The sequence below is a fragment of the Streptomyces sp. NPDC030165 genome (genome assembly GCF_055573595.1).
This window is the reverse complement of the sequence record NZ_JBVIBD010000004.1, coordinates 282,497-300,615: the sequence shown is the minus strand read 5'-3', so window position 1 is coordinate 300,615 and position 18,119 is coordinate 282,497. Positions and strand designations below refer to the sequence as shown.

14 protein-coding genes are annotated in these 18,119 nt (G+C 73.5%); 7 read left to right on the top strand and 7 right to left on the bottom strand.

The window, feature by feature from the left end; translation table 11 throughout:
- Positions 1-202 precede the first annotated feature (202 nt).
- Complete coding sequence (locus ACZ4Z1_RS10285) at positions 203-940, bottom strand: response regulator (protein ID WP_468486129.1); 738 nt, start codon at positions 938-940, stop codon at positions 203-205.
- Between the two features lie 429 nt (positions 941-1,369).
- On the opposite strand from ACZ4Z1_RS10285, the gene ACZ4Z1_RS10280 reads away from it, so the two are divergent.
- The 5 genes from ACZ4Z1_RS10280 to ACZ4Z1_RS10260 all read left to right on the top strand — a co-directional run bounded on the left by ACZ4Z1_RS10280 (position 1,370) and on the right by ACZ4Z1_RS10260 (position 7,928).
- Complete coding sequence (locus tag ACZ4Z1_RS10280; protein WP_468486128.1) at positions 1,370-2,872, top strand: globin domain-containing protein; 1,503 nt, start codon at positions 1,370-1,372, stop codon at positions 2,870-2,872.
- Positions 2,869-4,527, top strand: coding sequence for a protoporphyrinogen/coproporphyrinogen oxidase (locus tag ACZ4Z1_RS10275; RefSeq protein ID WP_468486127.1), 1,659 nt, complete (start codon positions 2,869-2,871; stop codon positions 4,525-4,527). The genes ACZ4Z1_RS10280 and ACZ4Z1_RS10275 overlap by 4 nt, the downstream gene beginning before the upstream one ends.
- Before the next feature lie 359 nt (positions 4,528-4,886).
- Positions 4,887-5,282, top strand: coding sequence for a hypothetical protein (locus tag ACZ4Z1_RS10270; RefSeq protein WP_468486126.1), 396 nt, complete (start codon positions 4,887-4,889; stop codon positions 5,280-5,282).
- A 31-nt stretch (positions 5,283-5,313) separates the two neighbouring features.
- On the top strand, positions 5,314-6,693 hold the full coding sequence (locus ACZ4Z1_RS10265) for a cryptochrome/photolyase family protein (protein WP_468486125.1): 1,380 nt from the start codon (positions 5,314-5,316) through the stop codon (positions 6,691-6,693).
- A gap of 209 nt (positions 6,694-6,902) precedes the next feature.
- Positions 6,903-7,928 (top strand): PLL family lectin, encoded by a 1,026-nt coding sequence (locus ACZ4Z1_RS10260; RefSeq protein WP_468486124.1) that lies wholly within the window; start codon positions 6,903-6,905, stop codon positions 7,926-7,928.
- A gap of 60 nt (positions 7,929-7,988) precedes the next feature.
- On the opposite strand, the gene ACZ4Z1_RS10255 is transcribed toward ACZ4Z1_RS10260, so the two are convergent.
- Complete coding sequence (locus ACZ4Z1_RS10255) at positions 7,989-8,834, bottom strand: class I SAM-dependent methyltransferase (protein WP_468486123.1); 846 nt, start codon at positions 8,832-8,834, stop codon at positions 7,989-7,991.
- Positions 8,835-8,903: 69 nt separating this feature from the next.
- Between ACZ4Z1_RS10255 and ACZ4Z1_RS10250 the strand changes: the two genes are divergently transcribed.
- Positions 8,904-10,772, top strand: a complete 1,869-nt coding sequence (locus tag ACZ4Z1_RS10250) for a S9 family peptidase (protein ID WP_468486122.1) — start codon at positions 8,904-8,906, stop codon at positions 10,770-10,772.
- Positions 10,773-11,132: 360 nt separating this feature from the next.
- Positions 11,133-11,969, top strand: a complete 837-nt coding sequence (locus ACZ4Z1_RS10245; protein ID WP_468486121.1) for a pentapeptide repeat-containing protein — start codon at positions 11,133-11,135, stop codon at positions 11,967-11,969.
- Between the two features lie 4 nt (positions 11,970-11,973).
- Here ACZ4Z1_RS10245 and ACZ4Z1_RS10240 read toward each other — a convergent pair whose 3' ends face one another.
- The 5 genes from ACZ4Z1_RS10240 to ACZ4Z1_RS10220 form a co-directional block, all read right to left on the bottom strand.
- Positions 11,974-12,849 carry an SURF1 family protein gene (locus ACZ4Z1_RS10240; RefSeq protein ID WP_468486120.1) on the bottom strand — a complete coding sequence of 292 codons (876 nt, stop codon included), beginning with the start codon at positions 12,847-12,849 and terminating at the stop codon, positions 11,974-11,976.
- Between the two features lie 154 nt (positions 12,850-13,003).
- On the bottom strand, positions 13,004-14,386 hold the full coding sequence (locus ACZ4Z1_RS10235; RefSeq protein WP_468486119.1) for a DUF4232 domain-containing protein: 1,383 nt from the start codon (positions 14,384-14,386) through the stop codon (positions 13,004-13,006).
- Positions 14,383-14,970, bottom strand: a complete 588-nt coding sequence (locus ACZ4Z1_RS10230; protein ID WP_174857309.1) for a SigE family RNA polymerase sigma factor — start codon at positions 14,968-14,970, stop codon at positions 14,383-14,385. The genes ACZ4Z1_RS10235 and ACZ4Z1_RS10230 overlap by 4 nt, the downstream gene beginning before the upstream one ends.
- A gap of 555 nt (positions 14,971-15,525) precedes the next feature.
- Positions 15,526-16,665 (bottom strand): aspartate-semialdehyde dehydrogenase, encoded by a 1,140-nt coding sequence (locus tag ACZ4Z1_RS10225; RefSeq protein WP_468486118.1) that lies wholly within the window; start codon positions 16,663-16,665, stop codon positions 15,526-15,528.
- Positions 16,662-17,933, bottom strand: a complete 1,272-nt coding sequence (locus ACZ4Z1_RS10220; protein ID WP_003984653.1) for an aspartate kinase — start codon at positions 17,931-17,933, stop codon at positions 16,662-16,664. The genes ACZ4Z1_RS10225 and ACZ4Z1_RS10220 overlap by 4 nt, the downstream gene beginning before the upstream one ends.
- Positions 17,934-18,119: the final 186 nt, after the last annotated feature.

Here is an 18,119-nt window from a genome sequence, read left to right as displayed (position 1 = left end):
TCACCAGGGTCGTCCGCGGCGCGTCCGCCGCCATAGGGCCGGGCGGGCCGGGACGGCAGCCGACGGTCCCTGTTCGCATCCGCCCAGCAGCGGCCGACGGTCCCTGCCCGGTCCCGCCGACCGGCCGCCGGCGGTCCCTGCACGCACCCGCCCGCTGCCGGCGGTCCCTGCCCGGGCCTGCCTACGGCCCCGTAGCGCGCGCCTACCGGCCGCCTCGCTGCTCCTGCTGCCCCCGTATCCGTCCGGCGATCACCGCGGCCTGCACCCGGCGCCCCACGCCCAGCTTGGACAGGATCGTGGAGATGCGGTTCTTCACCGTCTTCTCCGCGAGGAACAGGCGGTCCGCGATCTCCCGGTTGGTCAGGCCTTCGCCGATCAGCTCCAGGATCTCGCGCTCCCGGGGCGCGAGCCGGTCCAGTTCGGACTGCGGGGACGTCTCGGCCTGCTGCGGGGCGCGCAGCCGCGCCATCACGCGGGAGGCGGTGCGCGGGTCCAGCATCGACTTGCCCGCCGCCACCGTGCGCACGGCGTTCACCAGGTCGGAGCCGTTGATCTGCTTGAGGACGTACCCCGCCGCGCCCGCCATGATGGCGTCGAAGAGGGCTTCGTCGTCGTCGAAGGAGGTCAGCATCAGGCAGGCCAGTTCCGGCATACGGGCGCGCAGTTCGCGGCAGACCTCGATGCCCTCGTGGTCGCCGCCCGACGGCTCGCCCCGCTCCCCCAGCCGTACGTCGAGCACCGCCACCTGGGGGCGTACGGCGGGCACCCGGGCCAGCGCCTCGGGGCCGCTGGACGCCTCCCCGACGACCTCGATGCCGTCCTCCGCGTCGAGGAGGTCGCGCACGCCCCGGCGGACCACCTCATGGTCGTCGAGGATGAAGACGCGCAGGGGCGGTGCGTCCGGTGCGGCGGGGCCGGTGGGTCCGGTGTGCTGGTTCATGCGGCTCTCGATCTGTCGGCCGGGTGTGCGGGAGTACCGGTCCTGGGCAGGGCGGTCCGGCGGGGCGGGCCGGTCGGCGGCCGCCCGGACCGGTGGCCCGCCGCCGCCGTAACACCCGTGGTATTCGCGCGCGTTGGAGCACGCCCCGGCAATGGACGAGGCAGGTTCCCGCGCTGCGCGCAAAGGGGTGCGAGGGCATCACACACCCGTGCGCCGGGGTGCGGCGAGGGCCGAAAGACCCGGGGGAATAGGGCCGTTCGGGCACCTTTGCCCGGTGCCATACTGACGCGCCCCATCCCCTTCAGGAGGTCCGCTCATGCCACGCCTCGCGTCGTACGCCCTCACGGTCAGAGCGCACCGAGCCGTTCCGGCCCTCCCGGCGTCCCCCCTCGTCCTGTCCCGCCCGGCCACGAACCCGGTCGTGGGTTCATGAGCAGCGTCAACGACGATTACCACGCCCTGCTCGCCCGGCACGAGGCCATGCGGCTGCGCCGCCGCATCCTTTCGCCGCGCGAGGAGGCCGCCCCGGAGCGTCCCGCGTACGGCGGCCCGTCCGGCGGGCCCCGGGCACTCGGCCCGTCCGCGATCCACTCCGGGAACGTGTCCGGTTCCACGGGACCGTACCGTGCGGACGCGCAGATCGACGCGTACGACGGCGCCGCCGACCAGCGGGTGATCACCGAGTACCTGGAACTCGTCACGCCCTTCGGCGAGCTGATCACCCATCTCTACGACGCGATGTTCCGGCGGTGGCCCTACCTGCGGTCGCTGTTCCCGGACTCGATGGAGTTCCAGCGCGCCCATCTGGCCCGCGCCTTCTGGTACTTGATCGAAAACCTGCACCGGCCCGACGACATCGCGGAGGTCTTCGGCCGGCTCGGCCGCGACCACCGCAAGCTCGGGGTGCGTCCGGTGCACTTCGAGGCGTTCGAGGCGGCACTGTGCGAGGCGCTGCGCCGGACGGCGGGGCCGCGCTGGGCCGACGCCGTCGAGCAGGCGTGGATACGGATGCTGCGGTTCGCCGTAGCCGCCATGGTGGACGGCGCCGACGCCGCGTTGGCCGAACCCCCGTACTGGCAGGCCACAGTGACCGCGCATGAGCGCCGCCGCCCGGACCTCGCCGTGCTGCGGGTGCGGCCGCACGAGCCGTACCCCTACCGGGCGGGGCAGTTCGCGGCGCTGGAGTCGCCTCGGCTGCCGCAGGCGTGGCGGCAGTACTCCATCGCCTGCGCGCCCCGGTCCGACGGTGAGCTGGAGTTCCATGTACGGCAGACCTGCACGGGCGGCGTGAGTGAGGCCCTGGTGGCGCATACGCAGGCCGGCGACACGCTGCGGGTCGGCCCGCCGCGCGGGTCGATGACGCTGGACGACGAGCTGGCGAGCGACCTGGTCCTGGTGGCGGCCGACACCGGCTGGGCGCCGGTGAAGGCGCTCCTGGAGGAGTTGTCCGCGCGCCGTGGCCACCGCAGCGTACGGCTGTTCCTCGGTGCGCACAGCTTCGCCGACCTGTACGACGCGGGCGCGCCGTCGGAGCTGGAGCGGGGCCGCCCCTGGCTGCGCGTCACGCCGGTGATCGGGCGGCGGCCGGAGAACGGCGGCGCCTTCGGGCCGGACGCGTACGGCTACGACGCGCTCGCCGAGGCGGTGGCCGAGGCCGTGACCCGGCACGGCGACTGGTCGGGGCATCTCGCGTACGTCAGCGGGCCGACCGCGGTGGTCGGCACGACGGTGGCACGGCTGACCGCCGCCGGGATGCCGCCGCGCGACATCCGCCACGACCCGCTCGACGACATCCTGCGCCCGACGTCCCGCGCCGGGGAAGCGGCCGGCGATCCGGCGGCGGGCGGGGCCGCCGTGGTGTCCCGGTCCCGGGGCGCGGCGGCCGGCCGGACGACGACCGCGAGCACCAGGTTCGAAGGAGCCGACTCATGAGCGTGCCGACGACCGTGTCCGCCGTACGTCCCGGGCCCCGGGCCGGCTCCCGGACCGGTCCTGACGGCCCGACAGGGCGGCCCGCCGCACCAGGGCCGTCCGCCGCCTCCGGGCGGTCCGACGCGGCCGGCCCGGCGCGCGCCCGGCACATCGTCGTCATCGGCGGCGGCATCGCCGGGCTCGCCGCCGCCCACCGGCTCACCGGCGCCGGCCTGCGTGTGACGCTGCTGGAGTCCACCGGACGGCTCGGCGGCAAGCTGCGCTCGGGCGACATCGCCGGGACACCGGTCGACCTGGGCGCCGAGGCCCTGCGGGTGCCCCGGCCGGAGGCGGTCGACCTGGCCCGGGAGGTCGGCCTCGGGGACCGGCTGCGCGTCCCGGCCGCGACGGACGCCGCGCTGTGGACGCGGGGCGCGCTGCGGCCGATCCCGAGCTGCCGCGGGCGGGACGTCCTCGGCAGGGCCCGTACGGCGGACACGTACGAGGTGTCGCTGCGGGCCGCCGTACCGCAGCTCTTCGAGGCGGCACGGAACGACGGCGCGCTGCTCACCGGCGTACGGCGGGTGCGGCGTCGGACGGCCGAGCAGCAGCGGCGCCTCGCCGAGGAACGGCAGGCGGTGGAGCGGCGGCGGATCGCCGAGGAACGGCGGATCACGGAGGAACGGCGGATCGCCGAGCAGCGGCGCCTCGCCGACCGGCCGGGGACCGCGGGGCGCCCGCGCTCCGGGCCGCTCATCCCCCGGCCCCGCTCCTGGTTCACCCGGCCGGGGCCGGAGTGGGAGCCGGGTGCGGGCGGTGCCGGGCCGCAGTCCGGGGGCGCGTACCCCGGTGCCCCCGGTATCTCCGGTGCCCCCGGAGGCGCCCGCACCATCCCGGACCTGTCCCGCGGCGGTCCCGACTATCTGGGGCTGGACGGGGGCGCGGGCACCCTGGCGAGCGCCGTGGCCGATGCCGTTCGCGCCGCCGGCGGCGAAATCCTGCGCAACACCGCGGCCCTGGCGCTGACCCGCGGCCCGTACGGCTGGGAGGTCCGCACGGCCGCCCGCACCCTGCTGTGCGACGGCCTGGTCCTCGCCACCCCGGCCTGGACGGCGGCCACCCTGCTCGCCGCCGAGGCGCCACTCGCCGCGGCCGAGCTGTCGGAGGTCGCCTACGCGTCGATGGCCCTCGTCACGATGGCGTTCCGGCGCTCGCACCTGGAGGGGCTGACGGCGTTCGACGGGCGGTGCGGCTTCCTCGTGCCGCCGGGCGACGGGCACACCATCAAGGCGTCCACATTCCTGACCCGTAAGTGGGACTGGCTGTCGGAGCGGGCCAAGGACCTGTTCGTGCTGCGCACGTCCATCGGCCGGTACGGCCAGGAGGAGGTGCTCTACCTGGACGACGCCGACCTGGTGAGCGCCGCCCTGCGCGACCTGGGCGAGGCCACCGGGCTGGCCGCGCGGCCGGTCGCGACGGATGTGACCCGGTGGATCGGCGGGCTGCCGCACTACGCGGTCGGTCACCCGGCGCGGGTGACCCGGGTCCGCAACGGGCTGTCCGCACTGCCGGGGCTGCGGCTGTGCGGCGCGGCGTACGACGGTGTGGGGGTCGCCGACTGTGTGGCGAGCGGGCAGCGCGCGGCCGACGAGATCATCGCGGCGGAAGCGGCCTGAGGGAGCCGGCCGGGGTGCGCCCCGGCCGACGTCCCTACTGCGCCATGTGCCCGCCTGATACGGCATCAGCCAGCCGCAGCCCGCGCCAAGGTGAGCGCATGCCAAGGTGAGCGCATGGGGCCGCCACCGCGCGCTCCTCGGTACCGCGAAGCCTGGACCGCGCCCATGGCGGCCCGGAGGCCGCCCGGCGGAGCCTGGCCGCCTGACGGAGCCTGCGGAAGGCCGAGCCGGGCCTGGACGTCCGGGGCCCCCGCCACACTGCCGGAACGGTCCGCCGGATCCGCCGGGCGCGTTGAGCCCCTGGAAGGCGGCGGAAGGGGAACAGTGGGTACCTGACGGCGACCATGAGGAGGCGGACGGTGCACGTGGGGCTGCTGCGCGCGGTGGGAGTGACGACGGCGGTGTACGGCCTGGCGGTCACCGCCTGGCCCGCCCTGCTGGCCAAGCCGTCCGGCCTGGCGGCAGCCGACGGCCGGACGGCCCCCGCCACCCGCACCTCGCTGCGCCCGCTGGCCTGGCGCGACGCGGCCTGCGGCCTCGCGCTGGCGCTGGCTCCGGCAGGCCCGGCACTGCGTACCGCCGCCTGGCTGCGGATCGCGGCGGACTTCGGCGACGCGGCACTGCTCGGTGTGACGCTCCCGGGGCGGGCCCGGCGGCGGTCGGCGGTGGCCGTCTCCGTGGGGTGGGGCGCGTTGTCGGTCGCGGGGGTGCTGTGGCCGGCGTCCGGCGCGCGTGCGCCGCGTACACGCAGATGACCCCCTTCCCGCGAAGCCCGGAGTGACCCGCATGAGTGCTGCCTCGATCGCCCTGTTCACCTCCGACCTGCGGGTTCACGACAACCCCGTCCTGCATGCCGCCGCGAAGGGCGCGGGCGGCGTCGTGCCGCTGTTCGTCGTCGACGACGGGGTACGGGCGGCGGGTTTCGACGTGCCCAACCGGCGTGCCTTCCTGGCCGATTGCCTGGCGGACCTGGACGAGGCGCTGCGCGCACGCGGCGGCCGGCTCGTCGTCCGTACGGGAGACGTCGTGCGGCAGACCGCCGAGGCCGCCGCGGCGGCGGGTGCGCGCGACGTGCACGTGGCGGGCGGGGTCAGCGGGTACGCGCACCGCCGCGAGGAGCGGCTGCGGCGGGCCCTGGAGGCCGACGGGCGGCGGCTGCACGTGCACGACGCGGTGGTCACCGCCCTCGCGCCGGGCGAGGTCACCCCGGCAGGCAAGGATCACTTCGCGGTCTTCACGCCGTACTTCCGCCGCTGGCAGGCCGAACGCCTCCGCGACGTACTGCGGGCGCCCCGGCAGGTACGGGTGCCCGAGACGGTCGGCTCCGGGCCCGTACCGCGGCGGCGTGACGTGTCCGGGGTGTCCCCGGGGCTGGCGGCGGGCGGCGAGACGGAGGGCCGCCGCCGGATGACGGCCTGGATGGGCGGTCCGCTGCGCCGCTACGCACAGGGACAGGACGACCTCGCCGGGGACGCGACGTCGCGCCTGTCGCCGCATCTGCACTTCGGCACGCTGTCGGCCGTCGAACTGGTCGGGCGCGCCCGTGAGGCGGGCGGGGACGGCGGCGAGGCGTTCGTACGGCAGCTGGCGTGGCGGGACTTCCACCATCAGGTCCTCGCGGCCCGCCCGTCCGCGGCGCACAGGGACTACCGGGCGCGGCACGACCTGTGGCGCCGTGACGAGCGGGAGGCCGAGGCGTGGCGCACCGGCCGTACCGGCTACCCGATCGTGGACGCGGCGATGCGGCAGCTCGCCCACGAGGGGTGGATGCACAACCGCGCGCGGCTGCTGACCGCCGGCTTCCTGACCAAGACGCTGTATCTGGACTGGCGGCTGGGCGCGGCGCACTTCCTGTCGCTCCTGGTCGACGGCGACCTGGCCAACAACCAGCTGAACTGGCAGTGGGCGGCGGGCACCGGCACCGACACACGCCCCAACCGTGTCCTGAACCCCCTGGCGCAGGCGAAGCGCTTCGACGCGGACGGCGCGTACGTACGGCGCTGGGTGCCGGAGCTGGCGGACGTACCGGGGCTGGAAGGGGGCGCCGTCCACCAGCCGTGGAAGCTGCGGCCGGCCGCGGCGCGGGCGGGGCTGGACTACCCGGAGCCGGTGATCGACCTGGCCGAGGGCCTGGCGCGGTTCAAGGAGGCGCGGGGGCTGGACTGAGCGGCCCTCGGGGGCGGCAGTCCGCGGGCGGCCCGGATGCGGGGGTCCGGAGACGGGCTCCCGGCTTCGGTCCGGCGCCGTCGATGTCGCTCTTGGCCGGGTATGGCGGGTGGTTCCGGTCAATCGGCCGAGCCGTGTTCTCGGGCGCGGTTCCCGTGGCTAGCCTGTGCGCCGACCTGCTCCACTCGTACGCCCGAAGGAGAGCGATCATGGTCGACATCCCCACCACACCCGGTATGGCCTGGGACGAGGTCACGTCCCTGCACGGGCAGATCGTCGGCAACCCCTCCGTGGCCCCGAACGCCGACGGCCGGCTGCAGGTGTTCGCCCGCGGCAAGAACGAGCAGGCCCTGTGGTCCATCTGGCAGAAGCGCGACGGCGGCTGGAGCGACTGGGAGAACCTGGGCGGTTCGCTGGGCAGCGAGCCCAACGCCATCCGCGGCCGGGACGGCCGTATCTCGGTCTTCTACAAGGGCGCCGACGGCCACCTGCACCACGTACGGCAGGGCGTCATCGACGGCGGCTTCAGCCCGGACGAGGTCATCGTGCGCAACATAGGCGGCGACCCGGTCCCGGCCCTGAACGCCGACGGCCGCCTGGACGTCTTCTTCCGCGGCACGGACACCCAGCTGTGGCACGTCTACCAGCAGAACGTCGACTACGAGAACTGGGTGGCGCCGTCCAGCCTGGCCGGCGGCGTCCAGGGCAACCCGGCGGTCATGCGGGCCGGCGACGGCAAGCTGGAGGTCTTCCACCACAGCACCAACGGCAACCTGTACGACAACCAGCAGAAGGTCCCCGACTCCAGCGACTCCTGGAGCGGGCACTTCGAGCTCGTCCGCAACATCGGCGGCGGCATCGAGACCGGCCTCGACTCCGACCGGCGCATCCAGGTGTTCTTCCGCGGCACGGACACCCAGCTGTGGCACATCCAGCAGAAGGCCGGCTACGACTCCTGGACCTCCGCGTCCAGCCTGGGCGGCGGCGTCCAGGGCACGCCCGCGATGGCGCGCGCGGCCGACGGCCGGCTGGTGGTCTTCCACCACAGCACCAACGGCCACATGTACGCGGCCGAGGAATCGAGGATCAACGGCGTGGACTGGAGCGGCCACTTCGAACTCGTCCGCAACGCCGGCGGCGACCCGGTGATCGGCACCAACCGGGACGGGCGCCTGGAGCTGTTCTTCCGCGGCACCGACGAGGCGCTGTGGCACCGGCCGCAGAAGTTCGTGTGAGCCGGAGCGTCTGAACGGGCCGGCCGGCCCTGCCGCACGGACCGGCCGGCTGCACGTCCCTTACGGACGCGTCGCCTTGAGCGAGTACATGAGCGGGACGCGGGGACGGCCGGCGGGCAGCCGGAAATAGCCGTCGTCCCCGCGTTCCAGCGCGCCGAAGCGCTGGAACATCGTCATGTCGTGCTCGTGCAGGAACTCCAGGCGCAGACCCGCCGCGGCCAGCGCCGAGACGACGTCGCCGAGGGTGTGCTGCCACTCGACGCGGCGGTTGTTGACCGTGGGGGCCGCGAAGTCCGTGTACGTACCCGGGCTCTCGTCCACCCAGGCGTCCCGGCTGAAGTAGTCGTACGCGACGCGTGAGGCGCTCTCGTCGTCCAGGACGTCGGTGAGCGGGTGGAACTCGGCGAGGTAGAGGAACCCGCCGGGAGCGACGAGGGAGGCGGCGGTCTCGGCCCAGCGGCGGATGTCCGGGAGCCAGCACAGCGCCCCGAGGCCGGTGTAGACGATGTCGTACGTCGCGGGGGCCGTGGCGGAGGCGGCGACGGCCTCGGCCGCGTCGTACACGTCGGCGGCGAGGAAGGTGGCCCGGTCGGCGCCGATGCCGACCTCGGTGGCCAGCTCACGGGCGGCTTCGACGGCGGGCTCGGAGAAGTCCAGGCCGACGACGCGGGAAGCGCCGCGGTGGGCCCAGGAGAGGGTGTCCTGGCCGATGTGGCACTGGAGGTGGATCAGCGTCCGTCCGGTGACGTCACCGACCTCCGCCACCTCGAAGTCGCGGATCACGTCGCGGCTCCGGCGGAATCCGTCCTGGTCGTAGAAGTCGCTGGCGAGGTGGATGGGCACCCGCTCGTCCCACATGGCCCGGTTGGCCGCCCGCCAGTCCTCAGGTCCCGTGTGTGTCAGCATCCGGCGAAGTTATCCACAGGCTGGGGGCCGTGTCAGCGGAATTTTCGCGGGCCTGCGCAGAATGGGGCCATGACTGACGAGACCACCAACGCCAACACTGACGCTTTCGGGGCGGGCGCCCCGGGGGCGGCCGGTTCTCCCGGGGCCGCGCCGGACTGGGAGAAGCGCTTCCGGGCACCGCGCGTCGGCCTGCCCGAGTGGGCCGAGGACGCCCCGGACCGCTCACTGTTCGTCTCCAACGCCACCGGCACCTTCGAGCTGTACGCCTGGGACCGGGCGACCGGCGAGCAGCGGCAGGTAACGGACCGGCCGAACGGCACGACGGACGGCACGCTGACGCCGGACGGCGAGTGGATCTGGTGGTTCTCGGACACCGACGGGGACGAGTTCGGCACCTGGCAGCGGCAGCCGTTCGGCGGTGGCGCGGACGAGCCGGCCGCGCCGGGCCTGGAGCCCTCGTACCCGGCGGGCCTGGCGCTCGGCCGGGACGGCACGGCGGTGATCGGCCGCTCCACGGACGAGGACGGCACCACCATCCACGTCGTACGGCCCGGGCAGCCGCCCGTGGAGATCTACCGGCACCGCGAGTCGGCGGGCGTGGGCGCCCTGTCGCACGACGGTTCGCTGATCGCCGTCGAGCACACCGAGCACGGTGACGCGATGCACTCCGCGATCCGGGTGGTGCGGCCGGACGGTTCGACCGTCGCCGAGCTGGACGACACCAAGGGCGGCACCGAGGAGCTGGGGCTGTCGGTGCTGGGCTTCGCGCCGGTGGACGGCGACTCCCGGCTGCTGGTCGGGCACCAGCGGCGGGGCCGCTGGGAGCCGATGATCTGGGACCCGCTGTCGGGCGAGGAGAGCGCCCTGGACATCGACCTGCCGGGCGACGTGGCCGCCGACTGGTATCCGGACGGCGCGGCCCTGCTGGTGGAGCACGAGTTCCGGGCGCGCGCCGAGCTGTGGCGTTATGAGCCGCTGACCCGGCAGCTGACCCGCGTCGGGACGCCCGCCGGGACGGTCGCCGGGGCGACGGCGCGGCCGGACGGTTCGGTGGAGTACCTCTGGTCGTCGGCCGCACAGCCGCCGGAGGTGCGTTCGACGAGCGGGCAGGTCGTCCTCGACCCGCCCGGGATGAAGGCGCCGGGCTCGGTGCCGGTGACCGACGCGTGGGTGGAGGGCCCAGGCGGCACGGTCCACGCGCTGGTGCAGCAGCCGCCCGGCGATGGCCCGTTCCCGACGGTCTTCGAGATCCACGGCGGCCCGACGTGGCACGACAGCGATGCCTTCGCGTCCGCGCCCGCAGCGTGGGTGGACCACGGCTTCGCCGTGGTGCGGGTGAACTACCGTGGCTCGACGGGTTACGGCCGGGAGTGGACGGACGCCCTCAAGCACCGTGTCGGGCTGATCGAGCTGGAGGACATCGCGGCGGTGCGGGAGTGGGCCGTCTCCTGCGGGCTGGCCGATCCGGAGCGGCTGGTGCTCTCCGGCGGCTCGTGGGGCGGCTACCTGACACTGCTCGGCCTGGGCACCCAGCCGGAGGCGTGGGCGCTGGGCCTGGCGGCGGTCCCGGTGGCGGACTACGTCACCGCGTACCACGACGAGATGGAAGCCCTGAAGGCGATGGACCGCACCCTGCTGGGCGGGACACCGGAGGAGGTGCCGGAGCGCTTCGAGGCGTCGTCGCCCCTGACGTACGTGGACGCCGTGCGCGCGCCGGTCTACATCTCCGCCGGCGTCAACGACCCGCGCTGCCCCATCCGCCAGGTGGAGAACTACGTCGACCGCCTGAAGGAGCGCGGCCACCCCCATGAGGTCTACCGCTACGACGCGGGCCACGGCTCCCTGGTGGTCGAGGAACGCATCAAGCAGGTCCGCCTGGAACTGGACTTCACGCGGCGGTACCTGGGACTGGGCGGGGACGGGGTGATCAAGGAGTAGCTGCGCGGAGGGGTGCGGGGGTGGGTGGGCGGGGGGAGGGGCCACCAGAGCGTCGTGTGGGCCCAGCCCCGGCCCAGCCCCGGCCCCGCCCCCGGCCCTGACGCCGCCCGGTGAGCCGCCGGGGCCCCGGGAGCCGCCCCGCCCCTCCGCCTCCTCCCACACCCCCACCCCGCCCGCCTTCCCCCACCCCCGTGCCCCGTCCCTCCCTCCTGCCTCCCCGTCCGGGACAATGGAGGCTTGTACGGATCGCGGCGAGCCCAGGAGGGTGCCCGTCGTGAGGCGGGAGGACACTCCCGCTCGTCATGGAACGGAACGGAGCGGGAGGCCTCCCGCTCGTCTTGTGGCAGGAGATCACTCGCGGTGTCCCAGAAGCACGAAACGCCCCCGGCCGGCGGCGACCGTCTCGACCTGCAGGCCGACTGCGGCAGCTGCTTCGGCCTGTGCTGCGTCGCGCTGCCCTTCGCCGCCTCCGCCGACTTCGCGGTCGACAAGCCCGCGGGCAAGCCGTGCACGAACCTTCAGGCGGACTTCAGCTGCGGCATCCATGCCCGCCTCCGCGACAAGGGCTTCTCCGGCTGTACCGTCTTCGACTGCTTCGGCGCGGGCCAGAAGGTCTCCCAGGTCACCTTCGGCGGTACGGACTGGCGCAGCGCGCCGGGCACCGCGCGGCAGATGTTCGACGTGTTCCCCGTCATGCGCCAGCTCCACGAGCTGCTCCGGTACCTGACCGAGGCGCTGTCGCTGCCGGCCGCCCGTCCCGTGCACAAGGATCTCCGCCGCGCCCTCGAGGAGACCGACCGGCTCACCCGCGGCAGCGCCGAAGCGCTCGCCGAGGTGGATGTCGCGGCCGTACGGCAGGCCGTCAACGCCCTGCTGCTGCGCGCCGGCGAACTGGTGCGGGCCACCGTTCCCGGCCGTAAGAAGAACCACCGGGGAGCCGACCTGATCGGCGCCCGCCTCAGGGGGGCCGGCCTGCGGGGCGCCAATCTACGCGGCGCCTGCCTCATCGCGGCCGATCTCCAGGGCGCCGACCTGCGCACGGCCGACCTGATCGGCGTGGACTTCCGTGACGCGAACCTGAGCGGCGCCGACCTCACCGGCAGCATCTTCCTCACCCAGGCCCAGCTCAACGCGGCCAAGGGCGACGCGGCGACCAAGCTGCCGGACGGCCTCAGCCGCCCGGCTCACTGGAAGTAGCTGCTCAGGACCGCGCTACGGAGTCGGCGCCGCTCCCGGAGGCGCCGTCCCCCGAGGCACCACTTCCCGGGGCGCCGTCCCCGGAAGGCTCAGCCGTCTCCTCCGCCGGGACCAGCCCCAGCGCCACGTCCCTGGCCGCCTCCGCCTCCCGGCGGAAGAGCCGGAACCACATGAAGACCACGAACCCGGCGAACACGAACCATTCCCCGGTGTACCCCAGGTTCTGGAACGCCTTCAGGTCCAGCCCGCTGCCCTCCGCCGCCACCGGCGGTACGGCGACCAGCGGCGCCTCCGCCTCGGTCACGGTGATCCAGGCGTCGTACACGTCGTACGGGACGATGTTGACCAGCGACGCCGCGCTGATCATGCCGAGCTGCCCGGACGGCAGTCCGCCGCCCGCGTGCACCCCGTCGGTGCCCTGGTTCTCCGACGCCTGCAGGGCCCCGGTGACCGTGACCTCACCGCTCGGCGGCGCGGGCACCTTCGCCTTGGCCTCCGGCGCGTCCGCGTCCCCGGGCAGCCAGCCCCGTACGACCGGGAGCGCCTTGCCGCCGTCCGTACGCAGCAGCGTCAGCACGTAGAAGCCGTTGCGCTCGTCGAGCCGGCGGTCCGGTACGAGCAGCTGGTGGCCGGTGTCGTAGCGGCCGGTGGCGGTGGCCTGGCGGCCCGAGGTGACCTTGTCCACCGGCAGCAGCTCGGCCAGCGGCCGGGCGGCCGCGGTCTTCGCCTCGGCGGACCGGTCCTCCTGCTGGTGGTGCGTATCGACGCGGTCCTCGAAGCGGCTCAGCTGCCAGCTGCCCATGAAGATGCAGAAAGGGATCGCCAGTACGGCGAAGACGTTGATTCCCCACCACCGCGGGGTCAGCAGGAACCGGTACACAAGGCCAACGGTACGGGGAGCGCCGCCCGGCCCGGACGGCGGGGCCGCACCGTACCCGCCACGCCGCGGCCCCGGTCACCGGGCTCAGCCACTGCCCGGCCACCGGACCCGGACACCAGGCCCGGGCCGTCTCCGGCTTCCGGCCCTCCGGCCGTTACTGCGCTGGCAGGGCTTCCGTGCGGTAGACCGTTCCGGCACAGGCGTCCGGGATCTTGGCGTCGGCCGCCGCGGGCTCGCCGGCCTCCGGGGTGTGGTTGAGCACGACGCCGCCCGGCGGGTTGGAGCCATCGCCCGGGGTGCCCTCGTTGCCGCCGGCCTGGCCGCCGCCCGAGGTGCTCGTGGCGCCCTCGCCGGAGGAGGACGACGAGGCGCCCGGCGACGTCTCACCGGGTGCCTTGGACGGAGCCGGGGTCGGCGTCGGGGGCGGCGCGGCACAGCCGGTCGTACCGCCGCCCTCCGCCGGGACCCACGCGAACTTGACCTCGTACGCCTGGCCGGGCTTGAGCACCAGCTGGTCCGGGGTGGTGATCGGGTCGGGCAGGGCGGGGGCCGCGTCACCCGCCGTGTGGTCGACGACACTGACGCGGGAGCTGTCCGTACCGCCCTGCGCGAGCACGCCGATCTCGCCGCCGCCCTCGACCGAGCACGCGGTGTCGGAGGTGTTCACCACCCGGAACGAGCCGTAGACACGGCCGTTCGCGTCGGCGGGGCCGACCGAGCTGACACCGTTGCCGAGCTGCGCGCGCGAGCAGGCGGGCGAGGTGACGTCCATCGTCCCGGACGGGTACGGCGTGCCGGTGCCGGGAGCCGGCTGCTTGCCGCTGGCATCCGGGGTCTTGCCCGGGCCGGTGGGCTTGCCCCCTTCGGTCTTCTTCCCGCCGTGACCGGCCGGCGGCTTGCCGCTGTGCTCGGTGCCCTCGCCGTGCGTGCCCTCGGTGCCGCCCGGCGTGCGCTGCGTACTGGCGGCGTTGGCGGGGCGGTCCTCGGGGCCGTCGGCGAAGTCGGCCACGTGCACCATCGCGGGGATGGACGTGCCGCCGAGCAGGAGGGCGGCGGCAGCGCCGACCACGGCGTGGCGGCGGCGCCGACGGCGGGCCGGTACCGCGCGGCGCAGTTGTTCGAGCGAGTCGGGGGCGGGCTCCAGGTCGCCGACGGCGGAGTGCAGCAGTCGCCGCAGCTCGTCCTCGCCCACGCTGCCGCCGCCGAGACCGCTCAGGGCGTCTTCGGAGGAGTCGCTGCCGCGCGGGCCGTCCGGGCCCGGGCCCTCGCCACGCGTCCCGTCGGCGCCGCGGCCGGCGTCCGGCCCGGCCTCGCCTGCCTCCTGCCGGTCCTGCGCTTCGTGCGGGCCGTCCTGGTCGTGCGAGCTGTGCCGGCCGTGCGTGCTGTACGGGTCGTGCGTACCGTGCTGCTCCTGTGTGCTGTGCTGGTCCTGCGCGTCCTTCTGGTGGTGCGGGTGCCGCGGCGCCTCCTGGTCACGGGAGTTGCGCGGGCCTTGCGGATCCTGCGGGTCGTACGGGCCGAACTGCTTGCCACTCATGCGGGAGCCTCCATGGCGACGCGCAGCGCCGCGATACCCCGTGAGCCGTACGCCTTCACCGAACCGAGCGATATCCCCAACGTCTCGGCGACCTGGGCCTCGGTCATGTCGGCGAAGTACCGCAGGACCAGGACCTCGCGCTGGCGACGCTGCAACCCCCGCATCGCCTTGATCAATTGGTCGCGCTCCAGGAGGTCGTACGCGCCTTCCTCGGCGCTCGCCATGTCGGGCATCGGCTTGGAGAGCAGCTTGAGCCCGAGGATGCGTCGGCGCAGCGCCGAACGGGAGAGATTGACGACTGTCTGGCGCAGATAGGCGAGGGTCTTCTCGGGATCGCGCACCCGGCCCCGGGCGGAATGCACCCGGATGAAGGCTTCCTGGACGACGTCCTCGCACGAGGCGGTGTCGTCCAGCAGCAGCGCGGCCAGGCCCAGCAGTGATCGGTAGTGCGCGCGATAGGTCTCGGTGAGATGGTCGACAGTCGTGCCCGCAGCCATCGCGTCGTCAGTGTCCCCACGCTGAGGAGAGATCTGCGCGGGCTGCGCGGCGGGCCAGGGGGCGATCACCGGCATACCCCCGGGCATGCGAGGCCGCAGCGGCCGCACTGCTGTGCCGCCGGAGCCCCCTGGGGCGATCGCGATGCCGAATACCTCTGCCACGCCTGTTGGACACGTTTCCCCCCATCAGGGTTGTACGCGCACGACACCGTCTTTGACGGCGGGTCAAATGCCCTCATGCGTACCAGCTCTTCCCCAATACCCCATTTGTCCCGCAGGTCCATGGACGCCCACGAGGGGCGGCCACAAAGACGCTCCCCGCCCAACTACCGGTTGCAGTAAGGGGGGAGCGAATAGTCGAACACGGCGTCGGGCCAGTTCAAGTGGTTTGGACCAACGACTCGCTCACAGGACCTTCACACAACTCACAAGGTATCTCCTGAGCGGATCAGTGACAGCACCAATCGGGTCAGTAACCGCCCCGAAGCGATGCTCCTCGGCCACGAACGACGTTTACCAGCCATCGAGCGTCGCACACCGGGCCCGGACACCGCACGCCGGGCCCGCGCACCGGGCCGCACGCCGGGCTACGGGCCCGGACACCGCACGCCGGACACCGGGCCGGTCCCGCGTCGACCGGCCCTACGCCGTCATCTCCGCCGCGACCACCTCGGCGATCTGCGCGGCGTTCAGCGCCGCGCCCTTGCGCAGGTTGTCCCCGCACACGAAGAACTCCAGCGCCCGGGGGTCGTCCAGGGACCGCCGTACCCGCCCGACCCAGGTCGGGTCCGTACCGACCACGTCGGCGGGCGTGGGGAACTCGCCGGCCTCCGGGTCGTCGCAGACCACCACGCCCGGCGCGGACGCCAGGATCTCGTGCGCCCCGGCGACCGTGACCTCGTTCTCGAAGCGCGCGTGCACGGTCAGCGAGTGCGTGGTGATCACCGGAACCCGTACACAGGTCGCGGTGACCCGCAGATCGGGCAGGCCGAGGATCTTGCGCGACTCGTTGCGGACCTTGAGCTCCTCCGAGGACCAGCCGTCCTCCTTCAGGGTCCCGGCCCACGGCACGACGTTGAGCGCTACCGGCGCCGGGAACGGGCCGAGCGTGTCGCCCATGGCCCGCCGTACGTCGCCGGGCGTGGTGCCCAGTTCCGTACCGGAGACGGCGGCGAGCTGGGAGCGAAGCGTGTCGACGCCGTCCTTGCCCGCGCCCGAGACGGCCTGGTACGAGGAGACGATCAGCTCGGTGAGCCCGTACTCGGCGTGCAGCGCGCCCAGCGCGACGATCATCGACAGGGTGGTGCAGTTCGGGTTGGCGACGATGCCGCGCGGGCGGACCCGCGCGGCATGCGCGTTGACCTCGGGGACCACCAGCGGCACCTCCGGGTCCATCCGGAACGCCGCGGAGTTGTCCACGACCACCGCGCCCTTGGCGGCGGCGACCGGCGCCCACTGCGCCGAGACCTCGTCCGGTACGTCGAACACCGCGATGTCGATGCCGTCGAAGACCTCCTCGCCCAGCGCGAGGACCTCGACCTCCTCACCCCGTACGGTCAGCTTGCGGCCGGCCGAATGGTGGAGGTCCCCCCTGTTCGAACGCAGCTGAGAGCTTGGGGGAGCGATCAGCCGGATCTCGCCCCAGATGTCGGCCCGCTCGGAGAGGATGCCGAGCAGCACCGAGCCGACGGCGCCGGTGGCGCCGACGACGGCCAGATGCGGCTTACGGGCCGCGCGGTCACCCGCGCGGCCCGTACCCGTACCCGGGAAGGGTGTGGTCATCGACCGGTGCCGCCGTACACCACGGCCTCGTCGCTCTCGCTGTCGAGGCCGAAGGCGCTGTGCACGGCCTGCACGGCTTCCTTGACGTCGTCGGCGCGGGTGACGACCGAGATGCGGATCTCGGAGGTCGAGATCAGCTCGATGTTCACGCCTGCGTTGGACAGCGCCTCGAAGAAGGTCGCCGTCACGCCGGGGTTGGTCTTCATTCCCGCGCCGACCAGCGAGATCTTGGCGATCTGGTCGTCGTAGCGCAGCGAGTCGAAGCCCACCGACGCCTTGGTCTTCTCCAGCGCCGCGACGGCCTTGCGGCCCTCGTCCTTGGGCAGCGTGAAGGAGATGTCGGTCAGCCCCGTCGAGGCGGCCGACACGTTCTGCACGACCATGTCGATGTTGACCTCGGAGTCCGCGATGGCGCGGAAGATCGTCGCGGCCTCGCCCGGCTTGTCCGGGACGCCGACGACCGTGACCTTCGCCTCGGAGGTGTCGTGCGCGACGCCCGAGATGATCGCCTGCTCCATGGGCTGGTCCCCTTGCGGTTCGTTGCTGACCCAGGTGCCGCGCAGTCCGGAGAAGGACGAGCGGACGTGGATCGGGATGTTGTAACGGCGGGCGTACTCGACGCAGCGGTGCAGCAGCACCTTGGAACCGGAGCTGGCCAGCTCCAGCATGTCCTCGAACGAGATCCAGTCGATCTTCCGGGCCTTCTTCACGACCCGGGGGTCGGCGGTGAAGACGCCGTCCACGTCGGTGTAGATCTCACAGACATCGGCGTCCAGCGCCGCGGCCAGCGCGACGGCGGTGGTGTCCGAGCCGCCCCGCCCCAGCGTGGTGATGTCCTTCTTGTCCTGGGAGACACCCTGGAAGCCGGCGACGATGGCGATGTTGCCCTCGTCCACGGACGTCTTGATGCGGCCCGGGGTGACATCGATGATCCGTGCCTTGTTGTGCACGGAGTCGGTGATGACACCGGCCTGGCTCCCGGTGAAGGACTGCGCCTCGTGACCGAGGTTTTTGATCGCCATCGCCAGCAAGGCCATGGAGATCCGCTCTCCGGCGGTCAGCAGCATGTCGAACTCGCGCCCCGACGGCATCGGGGACACTTCCTGCGCGAGATCGATCAGCTCGTCCGTCGTGTCGCCCATCGCGGAGACCACGACAACCACCTGGTTGCCGTTCTTCTTGGCCTCGACGATTCGCTTGGCAACGCGCTTGATGCCCTCGGCATCCGCAACGGATGAGCCGCCGTACTTCTGCACGACAAGGCCCACGTGCGCTCCTCGCAACTGTCTCTTCGGGAGTTTCCTCCCGGACCCCCGGAAAGGGGGTACTGCGGTCGGCTCAGTCTAACGAGCAGGCGGAATCCGCCTCGCCAATACCACATGGTGAGACATAGCGCTCACGTCACGCACGTCCGTGGACCGGCGTGGGCGCGCCGTTGCGCCCGCTCGGCGAGC